The 15,354-nt window shown below is 59.8% G+C and carries 14 protein-coding genes; 10 read left to right on the top strand and 4 right to left on the bottom strand.

Annotated elements, in window-relative coordinates:
- Positions 1-2 precede the first annotated feature (2 nt).
- Positions 3-749 carry a sulfite exporter TauE/SafE family protein gene (locus J2887_RS08750; RefSeq protein ID WP_227175587.1) on the top strand — a complete coding sequence of 249 codons (747 nt, stop codon included), beginning with the start codon at positions 3-5 and terminating at the stop codon, positions 747-749.
- Between the two features lie 76 nt (positions 750-825).
- Here the strand turns inward: J2887_RS08750 and J2887_RS08755 are convergent, their stop codons facing one another.
- Positions 826-1,053 carry a hypothetical protein gene (locus J2887_RS08755; protein ID WP_227175588.1) on the bottom strand — a complete coding sequence of 76 codons (228 nt, stop codon included), beginning with the start codon at positions 1,051-1,053 and terminating at the stop codon, positions 826-828.
- A gap of 203 nt (positions 1,054-1,256) precedes the next feature.
- Positions 1,257-3,851, bottom strand: a complete 2,595-nt coding sequence (locus tag J2887_RS08760; protein WP_227176088.1) for a bifunctional aconitate hydratase 2/2-methylisocitrate dehydratase — start codon at positions 3,849-3,851, stop codon at positions 1,257-1,259.
- 356 nt (positions 3,852-4,207) lie between these two features.
- Between J2887_RS08760 and J2887_RS08765 the strand changes: the two genes are divergently transcribed.
- Positions 4,208-4,816 (top strand): tRNA-(ms[2]io[6]A)-hydroxylase, encoded by a 609-nt coding sequence (locus J2887_RS08765; protein ID WP_227175589.1) that lies wholly within the window; start codon positions 4,208-4,210, stop codon positions 4,814-4,816.
- Here J2887_RS08765 and J2887_RS08770 read toward each other — a convergent pair.
- The gene (locus J2887_RS08770) at positions 4,813-5,727 is read right to left on the bottom strand and encodes a LysR family transcriptional regulator (RefSeq protein WP_227175592.1); all 915 of its coding nucleotides are present in this window, start codon (positions 5,725-5,727) and stop codon (positions 4,813-4,815) included. The genes J2887_RS08765 and J2887_RS08770 overlap by 4 nt on opposite strands.
- 114 nt (positions 5,728-5,841) lie before the next feature.
- Here J2887_RS08770 and J2887_RS08775 point away from each other — a divergent pair, with 114 nt between their 5' ends.
- The 5 genes from J2887_RS08775 (at position 5,842) to J2887_RS08795 (ending at position 9,700) form a co-directional block, all read left to right on the top strand.
- Positions 5,842-6,612 carry a ferredoxin--NADP reductase gene (locus J2887_RS08775; protein ID WP_227175593.1) on the top strand — a complete coding sequence of 257 codons (771 nt, stop codon included), beginning with the start codon at positions 5,842-5,844 and terminating at the stop codon, positions 6,610-6,612.
- Between the two features lie 138 nt (positions 6,613-6,750).
- Positions 6,751-7,365, top strand: a complete 615-nt coding sequence (locus tag J2887_RS08780) for a hypothetical protein (RefSeq protein ID WP_227175594.1) — start codon at positions 6,751-6,753, stop codon at positions 7,363-7,365.
- Between the two features lie 238 nt (positions 7,366-7,603).
- Complete coding sequence (locus J2887_RS08785; protein WP_227175595.1) at positions 7,604-8,455, top strand: substrate-binding periplasmic protein; 852 nt, start codon at positions 7,604-7,606, stop codon at positions 8,453-8,455.
- A gap of 38 nt (positions 8,456-8,493) precedes the next feature.
- The gene (locus tag J2887_RS08790; protein WP_228752848.1) at positions 8,494-9,081 is read left to right on the top strand and encodes a hypothetical protein; all 588 of its coding nucleotides are present in this window, start codon (positions 8,494-8,496) and stop codon (positions 9,079-9,081) included.
- 34 nt (positions 9,082-9,115) lie between these two features.
- Positions 9,116-9,700: a uracil-DNA glycosylase family protein gene (locus J2887_RS08795; RefSeq protein WP_228752849.1), complete on the top strand. Its 585-nt coding sequence runs from the start codon at positions 9,116-9,118 to the stop codon at positions 9,698-9,700.
- Positions 9,701-9,716: 16 nt separating this feature from the next.
- On the opposite strand, the gene J2887_RS08800 is transcribed toward J2887_RS08795, so the two are convergent.
- Positions 9,717-10,598 (bottom strand): LysR family transcriptional regulator, encoded by an 882-nt coding sequence (locus tag J2887_RS08800; protein WP_227175597.1) that lies wholly within the window; start codon positions 10,596-10,598, stop codon positions 9,717-9,719.
- Positions 10,599-10,810: 212 nt separating this feature from the next.
- On the opposite strand from J2887_RS08800, the gene J2887_RS08805 reads away from it, so the two are divergent.
- From J2887_RS08805 to J2887_RS08815, 3 genes are all read left to right on the top strand, one after another.
- Positions 10,811-11,941 (top strand): S-(hydroxymethyl)glutathione dehydrogenase/class III alcohol dehydrogenase, encoded by a 1,131-nt coding sequence (locus J2887_RS08805; RefSeq protein ID WP_227175599.1) that lies wholly within the window; start codon positions 10,811-10,813, stop codon positions 11,939-11,941.
- Positions 11,942-11,988: 47 nt separating this feature from the next.
- Positions 11,989-12,840, top strand: coding sequence for an S-formylglutathione hydrolase (gene fghA, locus J2887_RS08810; protein WP_324197265.1), 852 nt, complete (start codon positions 11,989-11,991; stop codon positions 12,838-12,840).
- A gap of 261 nt (positions 12,841-13,101) precedes the next feature.
- The gene (locus tag J2887_RS08815; protein WP_227175602.1) at positions 13,102-15,252 is read left to right on the top strand and encodes a methyl-accepting chemotaxis protein; all 2,151 of its coding nucleotides are present in this window, start codon (positions 13,102-13,104) and stop codon (positions 15,250-15,252) included.
- Positions 15,253-15,354 lie beyond the last annotated feature (102 nt).

A 15,354-nucleotide genomic window follows, 5' to 3' on the forward strand; every position in this document is an offset into this window, starting at 1 on the left:
ACATGTCTCTTCTGGAAGTACTGGCGATGCTCGCAGTGGGCGGCATCGCCGGATTTATCAACGTATTGTCCGCAGGCGGGTCCATGCTGACTCTGCCGTTACTGATGTTCCTCGGCTTGCCGCCTCAGGTTGCCAATGGCACCAACCGGGTTGCTGTGACCCTGCAGAGCGTCAGCGCTGTGAGTGGGTTCCGGCGGATGGGGCATGGAAATCTTGCGGTTGGTCTGCGGCTGGCCATTCCCGCGGTGATTGGCTCCCTGGTTGGTGCCTGGCTCGCAACCGGCGTATCCGATGCTGTCTTTGAGGCGGTGCTGGTCACCGCGATGGCCGGGGCCTCGCTGTTCATGCTGCTGCCGCAACCCAAACTCGACACCCGGCCTCTAACGCCGGAGCGGCTGACGCCGACGGTCTACCTGGCAATGTTCCTGATCGGTGGCTATGGCGGGTTCATCCAGGTTGGGGTAGGGGTGCTGTTCATTGTGGTGCTTTACCGGATGCTGCGCATCGATCTGCCCCAGGTCAATGTGCTCAAGGTGTTTATCGTGCTGATGTATACCCTGCCGGCGCTGCTGATCTTCGCGATCAGTGATCAGGTGCGCTGGGCCTTTGGTCTGGTGTTGGCTCTTGGTAATATCACCGGCGCCTACCTGGCGGTCAAGGTCAACATGGGTGAGAAAGGGGCCCAGTGGGTGAAGTGGATTACGCTGGTTGTAGTGGTGGGCATTCTGGTTCGGCTGATGCTGGCCTGACGTGCTCCTGGTTGGCATTGGAGCATCCCTGCCGGCATCGGTGCAGAGGTGCTCCGTTATCCCTTCAGCTGAGTTGTTATAGCGCGAACTTCGCGCTCAGCGCCTCCAGGCGCTCTCTCATGGCTGCATCCACTTCTTCTGGCTTGATGCGCCGGATCACGCTCTTCAACACCTCAATCTCTTCGTTGGTAACGACGCCATCCGCTTCGGCCAGAGCGACCATCTTGTCGAGTTCGTGGGCGTTAAGCTTGCCATCGTCCATAAAGCACTGGATCGACAATAGTGACATATCAATGTGAGCCATCTTCTGTTCCTTGTATGGTCGTTGTAATCACAGGGTTCAGTCCCGCCCCTGTCGGGTAGCGCCATAATCTAGTGAATCCAGCCAGTTGCTGCAAACAAAAAAACCGCGACCAGAGTCGCGGTTTTTTCAGGTGCCCCGCAGCCGACAGCGAGTCGGGTTCCGGGGCAGGGCCTGGCGGTTGACTAACCGGTCGGGCCGGAAGCTCAGCTCACGCTGGCTTCGGCGGCCTTCTTGGTGTAGTCCTCCATCTGGTCGAAGTTGAGATACTTGTAGATCTCGCCAGACATGCTGTTCAGGTCCTTGGCGTACTCCATGTACTCGGCCGGGCTTGGCAGCTTGCCGAGAACCGCACCGACCGCAGCCAGTTCGGCAGAGGTCAGGTAGACGTTGGCGCCATCACCCAGACGGTTCGGGAAGTTCCGGGTGGAGGTGGACAGAACGGTGGACTTGGCGGCCACACGTGCCTGGTTACCCATACACAGGGAACAACCCGGCATTTCGGTGCGAACACCGGCGGTGCCGTAGGTGTTGAAGTAGCCTTCTTCCATCAGCTGTTGCTGATCCATCTTGGTGGGCGGAGACATCCACAGCCGCGTCTTCAGCGGTTCCTTGTTCTGCTCCAGCAGCTTGCCGGCGGCGCGGAAGTGACCAATGTTGGTCATGCAGGAGCCGATGAACACTTCGTCGACCTTGTCGCCAGCCACTTCGGACAGGAACTTGGCGTCGTCCGGATCGTTCGGGCAGCAAACGATCGGCTCTTTGATGTCGGCCAGATCGATCTCGATAACGTGAGAGTACTCGGCGTCCTTGTCGGCGCGCATCAGGCTCGGGTTGGCCAGCCAGTCTTCCATTGCCTTGGCACGACGCTCCAGGGTACGCGGATCGCCATAACCTTCGGCAATCATCCAGCGCAGCATGGTGATGTTGGAGCGCAGGTACTCGGCCACGGAGTCTTCAGACAGGTTGATGGTACAACCGGCCGCGGAACGCTCGGCAGAGGCGTCAGACAGCTCGAACGCCTGCTCAACGGTCAGGTGCTCCAGACCTTCGATTTCCAGGATGCGACCGGAGAATTCGTTGATCTTGCCTTTCTTCTCGACGGTCAGCATGCCCTGCTTGATGCCGTACAGCGGGATGGCGTGTACCAGATCACGCAGGGTGATGCCCGGCTGCATTTCGCCTTTGAAGCGAACCAGCACAGACTCCGGCATATCCAGCGGCATAACGCCGGTAGCGGCGGCGAAAGCCACCAGACCGGAACCAGCCGGGAAGGAGATACCCATCGGGAAGCGGGTGTGGGAGTCACCACCGGTACCGACGGTGTCCGGCAGCAGCATGCGGTTCAGCCAGGAGTGGATGATGCCGTCGCCCGGACGCAGGGCCACACCGCCACGGGTCTGGATGAAGTCCGGCATGGTGTGCTGCATTTCAACGTCAACCGGCTTCGGATAAGCGGCGGTGTGACAGAAAGACTGCATCACCAGATCGGACTGGAAGCCCAGGCAGGCCAGGTCTTTCAGTTCGTCACGGGTCATCGGACCGGTGGTGTCCTGGGAGCCTACTGTCGTCATCTTCGGCTCGCAGTAGGTGCCAGGACGAACGCCTTTGCCTTCTTCCAGGCCGCAGGCCTTGCCAACCATCTTCTGGGCCAGGGAGAAGCCCTTGGTACCGGCTTCCGGATCAACCGGCAGACGGAAGGTGTCGGTGGCGCCCAGGCCGAGCACTTCGCGGGCCTTGTTGGTGAGGCCACGACCGATGATCAGCGGGATACGGCCGCCAGCCTGAACCTCGTCCAGGATCACGTCGGACTTGAAGCTGAACTCGGAGACGGTTTCGCCGGCTTCGTTCAGGATCTTGCCGTCGTAGGGACGGATTTCGATCACGTCGCCCATGTTCATGTCGTCAACAGGCGCTTCGAAGACCAGGGCACCGGCGTCTTCCATGGTGTTGAAGAAGATCGGGGCAACCTTGTTACCGATACAGACACCACCGGCACGCTTGTTCGGCACGCCCGGCATGTCTTCACCGAAGTACCACAGAACCGAGTTGGTGCCGGACTTACGGGAAGAACCGGTACCGACCACGTCACCCACGAAGGCAACCGGCAGGCCCTTGGACTGGATTTCTTCGATCTGCTTGATCGGGCCGGTCACGCCGGGCTCTTCCGGAGTCAGACCGTCACGCTCCATCTTGTACATGGCGCGGGCGTGCAGCGGGATGTCCGGGCGGGACCAGGCATCCGGAGCCGGAGACAGATCGTCAGTGTTGGTTTCGCCAGTGACCTTGAACACGACCATCTTCATGCTCTCGGGAACGGCTTTCTTGTTGGTGAACCACTCGGCATTGGCCCAGGATTCCATGATGCTCTTGGCGACGGCGTTGCCGGCGTCCATTTTTTCCTTCACATCGTTGAAGGCGTCGAACATCAGCAGGGTTTTCTTCAGCTGTTCGCCAGCCAGCTCGGCCAGCTCGGCGTTGTCCAGCAGGTCGACCAGGGTGGCGATGTTGTAGCCGCCCTGCATCATGCCCAGCAGTTGCACGGCTTTCTGCTTGTTGACCAGCGGAGATTCTGCTTCGCCCTTAACGATCGCAGTCAGGAAGGCGGCCTTTACATAGGCGGCTTCGTCAACGCCCGGCGGGATGCGGTTTTCCAGCAGCTCAACCAGGGTTTCTTCCTCGCCGGCCGGCGGGTTTTTCAGCAGTTCAACCAGTGCGGCTGTCTGTTCGGCATTCAGGGGCTTGGGGGGGATGCCCAGAGCCGCGCGTTCTGCAACGTGTTCACGATAGGCTTCTAACACGATATGGACCCTCATCAGTTGGAATATCCCGCGCTTACGGCGTCGCTGCCAGGCAGGAGTGTTATGGCGTAAAGGCCTTGGGAGCCTCTGAGTAGATCCCGGAACGCAAGCCCTGAAGTCTGGATTTCGCCAAGGTTCAAAGACATTGGCGAGAGTCGGTCGGAGGGTGCCGAACCACTTGGAAATGCAGGCTTCAGGGCTCGCAGATACGCTCCAAGAGCTACTCACAGGCTCCCTAACTGGCGCTGCATTCTATAGGAATCCATGATGAAAGTTAAGTTGGACAGTGGTCGGACGGCATTTGTCAATCGTGTATAATCGCGCCCCCTTAGAATTTCCACGGTGATTTTGCCCCCATGACTGCCGCTCTCGACGACATCCACAGCTTCCTTCCCTGTCGCACCCCCAGGGGCTGGATCGACGATGCGCTGGCCCATCAGGACCTACTGCTGATCGACCATGCCCATTGCGAAAAGAAGGCCGCATCCACGGCGCTGAGCCTGATGTACCGCTACGTCGACAACACCGACCTGCTCAACAAGATGTCCCGTCTGGCCCGGGAGGAGTTGCGCCACTTCGAACAGGTGCTGGCGATCATGAAGAAGCGTGGCGTCACCTACGACCACCTGACCCCGGCCCGTTATGCCGCCGGGCTGCGTCAGGCGGTTCGCAGCGAGGACCCCGGTCGGTTGGTGGATGTGTTGATTGTTGGCGCCATCATCGAAGCCCGTTCCTGCGAGCGCTTTGCCGCGTTGGCGCCGTACCTGGACGACAAGCTGGCGGAGTTCTACACCAGCCTGCTGAAGTCAGAAGCCCGCCACTATCAGGATTATCTGAAACTGGCGGAACAGGCCGCCGGCGAGAGCATTGATGATCGGGTGGCGACGTTCCTGGCAATCGAACAGGAGCTGATCGAGGCCCCTGATACCGAGTTCCGGTTTCATAGCGGGCCGTTAGGTGCTTAGCGAGCCATTTCCGACAAGCCGTCGTAATGCTCCAGCTCCCGACACAACGCCATCCAGCGGTCGATACCGGCACTGCGGTACTTCTGTTTGTGGAGGATAAAGTAGAACTGGCGGTCGAAACGGCGGTGTTCCGGCACCGCCAGTTCCACCAGATTTCCCCGCCGGAAGGCATCTTCCAGACACACCCGTGACAGGCAGCCAATACCCAGACCGGCTTCAACCGCGCGCTTGATGGCTTCGGTGTGTTCCAGTTCCAGCAGGATGTTGAGGTCCGGCAGCAGACCATGGAGGCCTCGGTCGGCGGTCTGGCGGGTGCCGGAGCCGGATTCCCGCATGATCCAGGTGGCGCTGCGCAGGTCGTCGTCACTGAGAGTTTTCTGCCGGGCGAGGGCATGGTCGGCGGCACAGAACACCACCAGTTCGTCCGCCAGCCAGGGAATTACTTCCAGCTCCGGGGACTGCAGTTCCCCTTCAATCAACCCAATGTCCAGTTCGAAATCGATCACCCGCTGGGCGATGGTGCGGGTGTTGGCAACTTCCAGCGATACCCGTGGGTGATTGTCAGAGTTCATATAGCGGGCCATCAGTTCCACCGCCAGGTAGTTGCCTATGGTCAAGGTGGCACCTACTTTCAGTGCGCCGACTTCGGTATGTTGCAGGAAGGCCTGTTCCAGTTCGCCAGCCTGCGCCAGCAGCGACTCCACCTTGGGTCGGTAAAGCCGGCCCAGCTCATTCAGTTGTAAGCGTTTTCCGACACGATCAAACAGTTGGATACCGAACTGGTTCTCCAGCTCCTTCAGCGCGCTGCTTGCCGCCGATTGGGACATGGCCAGGGAATCTGCGGCCTTGGTGATGTTCTGGAAGTGGGCGGCGGCCAGGAAGACCTCCAGTTGGCGAAAGCTGTAGCGCATAATCGGTATTCCCGAATAAGGTTATGAAAATATCCCATTTCATCGATAGGTTACATTTGCTGTAGGATGTGTACAATATCGATTTGATAACCATTCGCGATAACGGGCAGCATCATGAGCAACTTGAATAAAGAAACCGTCACCAGTGTCCGCCACTGGAACGACACTCTGTTCAGCTTCACTACCAGCCGGGACCCGGGTTTCCGTTTCAAGAACGGTCACTTCACCATGATTGGCCTGGAAACCGATGGCAAGCCACTGATGCGGGCGTACAGTATCGCCAGTGCCAATTATGAGGAAGAGCTGGAGTTCTTCTCCATCAAGGTACCTGATGGTCCGCTGACGTCCCGGCTCCAGCAGATTGAGGTGGGTGACGAGATTCTGGTCAGCCGCAAGCCCACGGGCACGCTGATTCTGGACAACCTGCTGCCGGGCAAGAACCTGTGGTTGATCTCCACCGGCACCGGTCTGGCGCCGTTCATGAGCATCATCAAGGACCCGGAAGTCTATGAAGCCTTCGACAAGGTCATCCTGACGCACGGCGTACGTTACGTCAGCGAGCTGGCCTACCAGCAGGAGATTACCGAGCTGCCGGATAACGAGTTCTTTGGCGAGATGGTGGACGGCAAACTGCTGTACTACCCGACAGTCACCCGCGAAGAGTTCCGCAACCAGGGCCGCCTGACCGACGCCATGGAGACCGGTAAGCTGACCAGCGACCTGGGTCTGCCGGAGCTGGACCCGGAGAACGATCGTTTCATGATCTGTGGCAGCCCCAGCATGCTGAAGGATACCTGTGCAATCCTGAATGCCAAGGGCTTCAACGAAGCACGACACGGCAACGTGGGTCACTACGCGATCGAGCGGGCTTTCGTCGAGCAGTAAACCTGCTCAGGGGTTCCTGTCCGGCGCCAGCTTTGGCGAGGGGCAGGGCCGTGCGTCCGCCTTACGACAAAACCCCGGGGTTAACAGCTCCGGGGTTTTGTTTTATACACTGGCACCAAGCAATCAGGACGGTGGGTAATGCTGGATACAAGCGCCTCAGACGATCAAGGAGCGGCCATGTCGCCACGGCAGCTTTATCACCAAGCCGGACTCAAGGCGCTGTTGCCCGAGGGTAGGGCAGAGGCCCGGGCGTTGTACCAGCAATTGATCGATGACCATGATTACTCGCCGTATTCTGATGATGCTGCCCGGGCCCTGGACCGACTTGAGGGCAGGGCGGCGTCAGGCTTGTCGGTGACGGCCGGCAACCTGGTTGCGGTGGGATTCTGTATCCTGATCAGCACGATTGTATTTGGCCTGGTAGGGCCCTTGGCTGGAGGACACCTGTTTTCGTTTACCCCAGCGGTGGTGTTCGTTTATGTGGTCGGTCTGGTGCCGGCACTTCTGGCCGGGGTGAGCTTTGGTATCTGGCAATCCTGGTGTCTGTGCCGGGGCCGCCCACTTGGCTCGGGGCTGCTCGCGGGCGCTAGCTGTGGGCTGGCCGCGTTGTCGCTGGTCATGGCTGTGACTGGCTTTCCCAGCCGCTCCGATTTTGCCGGATTTGCGTTTCTGGGGTTTTCCTCCCTGCTTGGCGGTGCTGTTGCTGGCCTGGTGTCGGGACTGTTACTGCGGGGCGTCTTTGATTCGCCCTGATCGACGTCTCTCCGTTTTTCGATGCTGCGCCTCAAGTCTTTCCCGCATCCGGTCGCTGTGTTCTCCGTTAGTTCGGTTTGGTTGATCGGCACGAGTGGTTGAGCTGGCAGAGTGGCTGAGCTGCCCTTATGCTTAGTGGATCAAACCGTTGGGTGCTGAAAACAGTTGCAGGCCGATGTTGGGACGGGGGGCGCGGAAAGCATGGCTTCACCCGCAACCGGCAAGGCTGGAGGTAGTAATGAGCATACGGTCCAGATACCTGCGTGGGGTCTGTGCGGGCCTTGCGCTGCTGGGGGCCACTGGGGTGGCGCTGGCGGAGTGTTCCCGCTCCTTTGTTATCAATCAGGCAGATTGGTTGCCTTACATGTACCGAGATGCCGACGGGCGTCGCGCGGGGCTGGATTACGAGCTGGTGAAAGGTGTCCTGGATCATGCCGGCTGCGATTATGAATTCGTTGATTATCCGTCGAAGCGCGCCCTGGTCAAACTGCAGGAGGGCACCATCGACCTGTTGGCCGGTGCCTCAGTGACGCCGGAGCGTGAGGCCTACAGCCGCTTCACCGTGCCTTATCGCCAGGAGCGGATTGTGCTGCTGGTACGGAGGGAGGATCGGGATCGCCTGCCTACCCAGGAGCTGGGAACCCTTATTGAGGACTTCAACCTGGTATTGGGCGCGATTGCCGGTGGCTATTATGGTCAGGCGTTCGATGGTCTCGACCGGGACGTCCTGATGGAGCGGGATCGACTGGTGATGCTGAACAGCAACCGCCAGCTGCTGAACCTGCTGACAATCGGCCGTATCGATGCGGTGGTGGGTGATGGTGTCAGCCTGCATGTCTCTGCCGCGTCACTGGATCTGGTGGATCAGGTGTCGGTGCATGGCCGCTTTTTGAACCAGGACCCGGTTCACCTGATGCTTAGTAAGCGCACCACCTCCGAGCAGGATCTGGAGATGATCAATCAGGCCATTCGAGAGTACACCGCCAGTGAGGACTACCAGGCACTGATCAATCGCTACCAGTTTGAGATGGTGGTTGAGGCCACACCCTCCGAAGAAATCGAAGACAGCTATCGGGTGCTCGGCCAGTAGGGCACTCACATTCTCCAAAACTAAGGAAGGACTGTACGTTGAACTGGATGGAGTTCACCCTGGCACTGTTGCAGCAGCTGGTTTGGCCAGTATCCATTATCATTTGTCTGGTACTGCTGCGAAGACCGGTTTCCCGCCTGATTCCGATGGCCAAACGGTTCCGTTTCCAGGGCATGGAGGTGGAGTTCCATCAGGAACTGAAAGCTGCCTCCCGCAATGCTCAGGCGGCTTTCCCCGAACTGCTGGCTGATCGCCGTTGCCTGTTGTTGTCCTCGGTTGAGCATCTCCCCAACACTTCCATACTGGAAGCCTGGCGGGCAGTGGACGAGGCGGCGGAAACCCTGGTCCTTCGGCATCGTCCCGGTGTCGACCTGAGCTCCGATACCCGCTACAAAGACATTGAGACACTGCTGATCGCCGAGGACCTTGTCGATACCAAGAAGGCCAAACTGTTCAGCGAGCTGCGCCAGCTGCGAAACAAGGTTGCCCACGCCCGCAGCTTTGAAGTGGGAAAAGCCGAGGCGATGAAGTACATCGAGCTGTGTTTCCGGCTGGTGGAGTACCTGGAGCAGCGGGCCCGCGGTACCGACGCCACCCGGCGCAACCCTGAGGCGTCTTCGGCTTAGACTATTGCCATGAGCGATGGGGGAGCAGATCACCGTGGAATCGTTTGATGAGCTGCTGGCGCGCGTACGGCAGTGCACGATTTGTGAGGCCGAGTTACCGCATCCGCCGCGACCGGTGGTTCAGGCCAGCGAATCGTCACGGATTCTGGTGGTCGGGCAGGCGCCCGGGCGCCGGGTCCATGAGACCGGGCTGCCGTTCAACGACCCCAGCGGAGACCGGCTGAGGGCCTGGATGAACATCGATCGGCAGACCTTCTACGATCCGCAGCGGTTGGCAATATTGCCCATGGGATTCTGTTACCCCGGTACTGGCAAGTCCGGTGATCTGCCGCCGCGACCGGAGTGCGCACCGGCCTGGCGGGAAGTACTGCTGAGCCGCTTGCCCAATATCCGTCTGACGCTGGTGATTGGTCAGTACGCCCAGGCCTACCATCTGTCCGGAGCCAGGCAGTCAGTATCCCAACGGGTTGCCCAGTGGCAGGATTTCTGGCCTGACGTCGTACCGCTGCCCCATCCCAGCCCCCGCAATAATCTGTGGTTACGTCGTCATCCGTGGTTTGAGGCGGATGTCGTACCGGCCATTCAGGCGCGGGTCGCTGAAATATTGGCTGAATCCTAAGCCCGATCAGACCCGGTCAGCTCCGGGACTGACCGATACCCTCCACCAGGTGGTCCACCAGCAACCGCACTTTGCGGGTCAGGTGTCGGTTCTGAGGGTAGAGCGCCCAGATGCCTTCCTCCGGTTCCCGGTACTCAGAGAGCACCTCCAGCAGGGCGCCACTGTCCAGGTGTGACTGCACGTAATAGTCTGGCAACTGAACCAGCCCGATGCCCCGCAGTGCGGCATCGGTCAGACTGTTGCCCGAATTGCAGTGCAGGCTGCCACTGACCCGCACCAGTCGCTCCCGTCCCTGTTCCCGGAAACGCCAAAAATCGTTCGATCCCAGCAGGCAGTTATGACGGCTGAGTTCCGACAGCGTATGAGGGCGGCCATGGGCGCGGATGTAATCCGCTGACGCGCAGACGTGAAGGCTGCGGTTGGCGAGCTTTCGGGCCATCAGCGACGAGTCCTTAAGCCTACCCAGGCGGATTGCGAGATCGAACCCGCCTTCCAGCAGGTCCAGGGTCTGGTTGGTCAGCTGCAGGGTAATCTCCAGTCCTGGGTATTGGGCCAGGAAGGTATTCACCAGCGGCGCAATGTGCTCTTCGCCGTAGGTCACCGGCGCGGTCAGTCGAAGCTGGCCACTGGGGTGACGCTGCAGGTTGGTGACCGCCCGTTCTGCTTCCTCGAGCCCCTCAAGGGCGGTACGGCAGTGGCCGTAATAGAGCTGCCCCGCCTCGGTTAACGAGACCTGACGGGTGGTACGGTGGAACAGCTTGCAGGTGAGCTTCTCTTCCAGGCGACGAACCTGTCGACTGACGCTGGCGGTGGAGATGCCAAGGCGGTGGCTGGCACCGGTAAAGCTGCCGGCGTCGGCTACGGCGAGGAATTCCCGGACACCATCCCAAAGAGCCATTATTGCAATCCTGAAAAAGTGAATTTAGTGATTGGGAGATTATCGCAGATCCTGTCGGCAATATACTCGCAGAGGTGAGTCGGAGCTAATCAGAAGCTCCTTAAACCAAATCTCTTTTACACTGACAGAAGCAAGAGCGTCTTTGAGCCTGACCAGATCGATGTCGGTGGTCAGACGCTCGCCAACAAACGGAACCGAGAGAGGGTAACCGAATGTCTGACCAGTTCATCAAATCCCGCGCCGCCGTCGCGTGGGGACCGAACCAACCGCTGACCATCGAGGAAGTGGACGTGATGTTGCCCAAGGCCGGTGAGGTCCTGGTGCGTATCGAGGCCAGCGGTGTCTGCCACACCGATGCCTTCACGCTGTCGGGTGAGGACCCCGAGGGTATCTTCCCGACCATTCTCGGCCATGAGGGCGGCGGCATTGTGGAACAGGTGGGTGAGGGCGTGACCAGCGTCAAGCCTGGCGATCACGTTATTCCGCTGTATACGCCGGAATGCGGCGTGTGCAAGTTCTGCACCTCAGGCAAAACCAACCTCTGTCAGCAGATCCGCGAGACCCAGGGCAAGGGCCTGATGCCGGACGGCACCACCCGTTTCTACAAGGATGGCCAGCCGATCTATCACTACATGGGCTGTTCCACTTTCTCCGAGTACACCGTGCTGCCGGAAATCGCGTTGGCCAAAGTTAATCCCGAGGCCCCGCTGAAGGAAGTGTGTCTGCTCGGCTGCGGTGTCACCACCGGCATGGGCGCGGTGATGAATACCGCCAAGGTTGAGCAGGGCGACACGGTGGCCATCTTCGGTCTGGGTGGCATCGGTCTGTCAGCCATTATTGGTGCGACCATGGCGGGGGCCAGCCGGATCATCGGTGTTGATATCAACGAGAGCAAGTTTGATCTGGCCCGCAAGCTTGGCGCTACTGATTGCATCAACCCCAACGACTATGACAAGCCAATTCAGGAGGTCATCGTTGAGCTGACCGATGGCGGTGTTGATTACTCATTCGAGTGTATCGGTAACGTCAACGTGATGCGTTCCGCCTTGGAGTGTTGTCATAAGGGCTGGGGCGAGTCTGTCGTCATCGGCGTGGCCGGCGCCGGTCAGGAAATCTCCACCCGTCCCTTCCAGTTAGTGACAGGCCGGGTCTGGCGCGGCTCTGCCTTTGGCGGCGTTAAGGGGCGTTCCCAGCTGCCGGGTATTGTGGAGCAGTATCTTGCCGGCGAGTTCCGTCTGGACGACTTCATCACTCACACCATGGGGCTGGAAGGTATCAACGAAGCCTTTGATCTGATGCATGAGGGTAAGAGCATCCGCAGCGTGATTCACTTCGACCAATAATCGACAACGATTCGACAAGGAGGAAGGCTGGCATGTCAGACGCAACCGTGGCTCTTGAGCTGGTCAGCGAGAACAAGTCGTTCGGAGGCTGGCACAAGCAGTACCGCCACTTTTCCCGGGTGCTGGACTGCACTATGCAGTTTGCCATCTACCTGCCCCCGGCCGCCATGCTGGGGGAGAAAGTGCCGGTGTTGTACTGGCTGTCCGGGTTGACCTGCACCGACGAAAACTTCATGCAGAAGGCCGGTGCCCAGCGGCTCGCGGCGGAACTGGGCATGGCCATCGTGGCGCCGGACACCAGCCCCCGCGGCGAGGGCATTCCGGATGATCCGGACCAGGCCTACGATCTGGGCCTGGGAGCCGGGTTCTATGTCAATGCCACCATGGCGCCCTGGTGCGATCACTACCGCATGTATGACTATGTGGTGGCGGAGCTGCCCGCGCTGGTGGAGGCGCATTTTCCAGTCAGTCAGCACCGCTCGGTGGCGGGGCATTCCATGGGTGGGCACGGCGCTCTGGTCGTAGCTCTGAGGAATCCGCAACGCTACGCTTCGGTGTCAGCCTTCAGTCCGATCAGCAATCCCTGCAATGCGCCCTGGGGCCAGAAGGCGTTCACCGCCTATCTCGGGGATGACAGAGAGGCCTGGCAGAGCTACGACGCCAGCGTGCTGATGGCTAAACAGCAGGACCTTGTTCCGGCGCTGGTTGACCAGGGGCTGGCGGACAGCTTCCTGGAGCGGGAGCTGCAGCCTGAGGCACTACTGGCAGCGGCGAAAGACAGCGGTTATCCGCTGACACTGCGCCAGCATGAAGGCTACGACCACAGCTACTATTTCATCGCCAGCTTTATCGAGGAGCATCTGCGCTTCCATGCCGGCCACCTGCAGAAGGAAGTCTGATCCGGCATTTTGCTGGCCTGGTGCAGTCGGGGCCTGAAAAGTGAAAAGAGCGCGCCTTGTTGGTGCGCTCTTTTTCTTTCTGCACATCCATGGTGCTCTGGCGACATGCCTCACGGCAGATCAGGTTCATCGACGCCCCAAAATTGCGCTGTGAGCCAGTTCACAAAATCAGGCGCAAAGATTGCTTCCTAACTGGTATCGAAGTTCGCCGACAGGCATCGGGGTCTGTCGGTCTGCAGTACCGCCCAGGAGGTAAGAGCAATGAGATTGCACAGCGATGCGATGAACCTGAGTGATCGGGAGCGGGGATGGTTGCCCTGGTTTGGGGCGATGGGCAAGGTTAGGATGGCATGGTCCTGCTACCTGAACCAGGACAGTTACCCGGTGAATGAACAGATTTTTGAGAGTATTGCCCGCACCCGGAGAGAGGTGCTGATTGCCTGGGCCGAGAACAAGTGGACGTTCCTTCGTGGCATGGCGGAAAGCCTGGACAGCCTGCCCCTGGAGCCCGCGCGGGCCATTCTGACGGCCACCGACAGTCGGCTGCGGGAGATTTCCGAGTTGGCCATTGTCAGTAGCGGTGGTGAGGTGCTGGCGTCGACCGTGAGCAACCGGGTCGGCACCCGTGATCTGCCACCAACGGCGGTTGCGCGGGGTGTCCAGGCGCCTTTCCTGCATGGTCCCTATCGGGACCCGGTGACCCAGTCCCTGGGTGCGACCACGTCCCGTTTTCACGACGCCGTTACCCTCATGTTCTATCAACCGATACAGCTTGCTGACGGCAAGCCGGCGGTGCTGTGTGCCCGGGTGCCGAACGACGTAATGAGCGACCTGATCCAGCGGGAGGCGGGGCATGTTTTCGAAGAGTCCGGCGATAACTACCTGTTCATGATCGACAGCCATTTCGATCCGACGATCCCACCGGGCACCGCATTGTCCCGATCCCGCTTCGAAGACGCCACGTTCAGTCATGGCGACAACCTCAAGGACGGAATCGATACCGGATTTGGTACCGTGCGCATTCGCGAGCACACCGAGTTCGAAATCCGTTTTACCGATCCTGCCACCGGCAAACTGCACCCGGGCGTCCGCGAAACCATTGCCAGGGGGGAGAACCTCTACGTCAAGTATCCGGGGTATTCCGACTATCGCCATATACCGGTCATCGGCAAAGGGGTAACGTTCCAGATACCGGGGTCGCCGGACCGCTGGGGCATGATGTGTGAGGGGGATCTGGAAGAGGTCTATCGCAAACGCTCCCTGGGCTATCGGTTGACCAGCCGATTTGCCCTGATGGTGGTGTTGATGTGGTTGGCCAATGTCTCGATGGCGGCGCTGGCAGTGCCACTGTGGCTGGAAGCAGCGGTGAACGCCGGGGTGGCCCTGGTTGCGGTGCTGTTGTTCCGGGCGTCCATGGCCAGGCCATTGGCCCGGCGGCTATCGACCATGGCGGAGGTGATCCGCAACATCGCGGAGGGCGGCGGTAACCTGCGTCAGCGTCTGGATCTTGCCACCATGGCCCGGGATGAAACCGGTGACCTGGCGCGCTGGATCAACAGCTTTATCGACAGTCTTGATGGGATGGTCGGCCAGGTGATCCGATTGGCCACCGAATCCCGGGCCGCCAGTGAACAGTTGATGTCGCAGAACCGCTTTGCCGATGAGCGTATTCGCCAGGTCAGCGGCGACATCGAACAGATGCTTGCCGGTGCCAACCAGCAAAAAGGTGAAATCGACGAGGCTTCGGAAACGGCAGCCAACATGCGATCGGGTCTGCAATTGGTGGTCGCCCGCGCCCAGGAACAATATGCCCGGGTCAGTGAGGAGACCCGGGGGCTGCGGGACGTGATTGATCGCTCAGCCGAGAGCATTCGTGCGGCCAACAGCCGCACCGATGAGATCAGCAAAACCGCGGAAGTGATCAATGACATTGCCGCCCAGACCAATCTGCTGGCGCTCAACGCCGCCATTGAGGCTGCAAGGGCCGGGGAATCCGGTCGTGGCTTTGCGGTGGTAGCCGACGAGGTTCGTCAACTGGCCAGTCGGACGTCCCAGGCCACGGAGGAGATCGGTGAGCGACTGCTGCGGGTCAAGGAAGAAACCCGGAGAGCGGTACAAACCATGGAAGATGGCATGGCGGACATGGCCCGTCGACTGGCGCAGACCGAAGCCGCCGCCGAGGACAGCGACGAATTGACCCAGATGGTGGAGCGGCTGTTCCGCACCATCGAAGGAATTGCTGAAACCAACGGCGTCCAGAGTGCCCAGACTGAAAGTGTCGCCAGCAGTGCTGGCGATATGAATCGAGTGATCTCGGAACTCGAAGACAGCTCCCGGCTGACCCACAGCGCCGCCCACAAACTCAAACACCTGACGGGGCTGTTTCAGGTCAGTGAGGGTGCGACTCACTGACCGCGAATCGCTAGTGTCCCGACTGGTTAATTCGTTGACTTACTGAGCCACTGACAAGCCGAAGAGTTAGGCGTGCTGGTGAAGGTTTGGTGGTTCCAAATC

Source organism: Marinobacter sp. CA1, assembly GCF_020546665.1.
In the GTDB taxonomy this organism is placed as follows: Bacteria; Pseudomonadota; Gammaproteobacteria; order Pseudomonadales; family Oleiphilaceae; genus Marinobacter; species Marinobacter xestospongiae.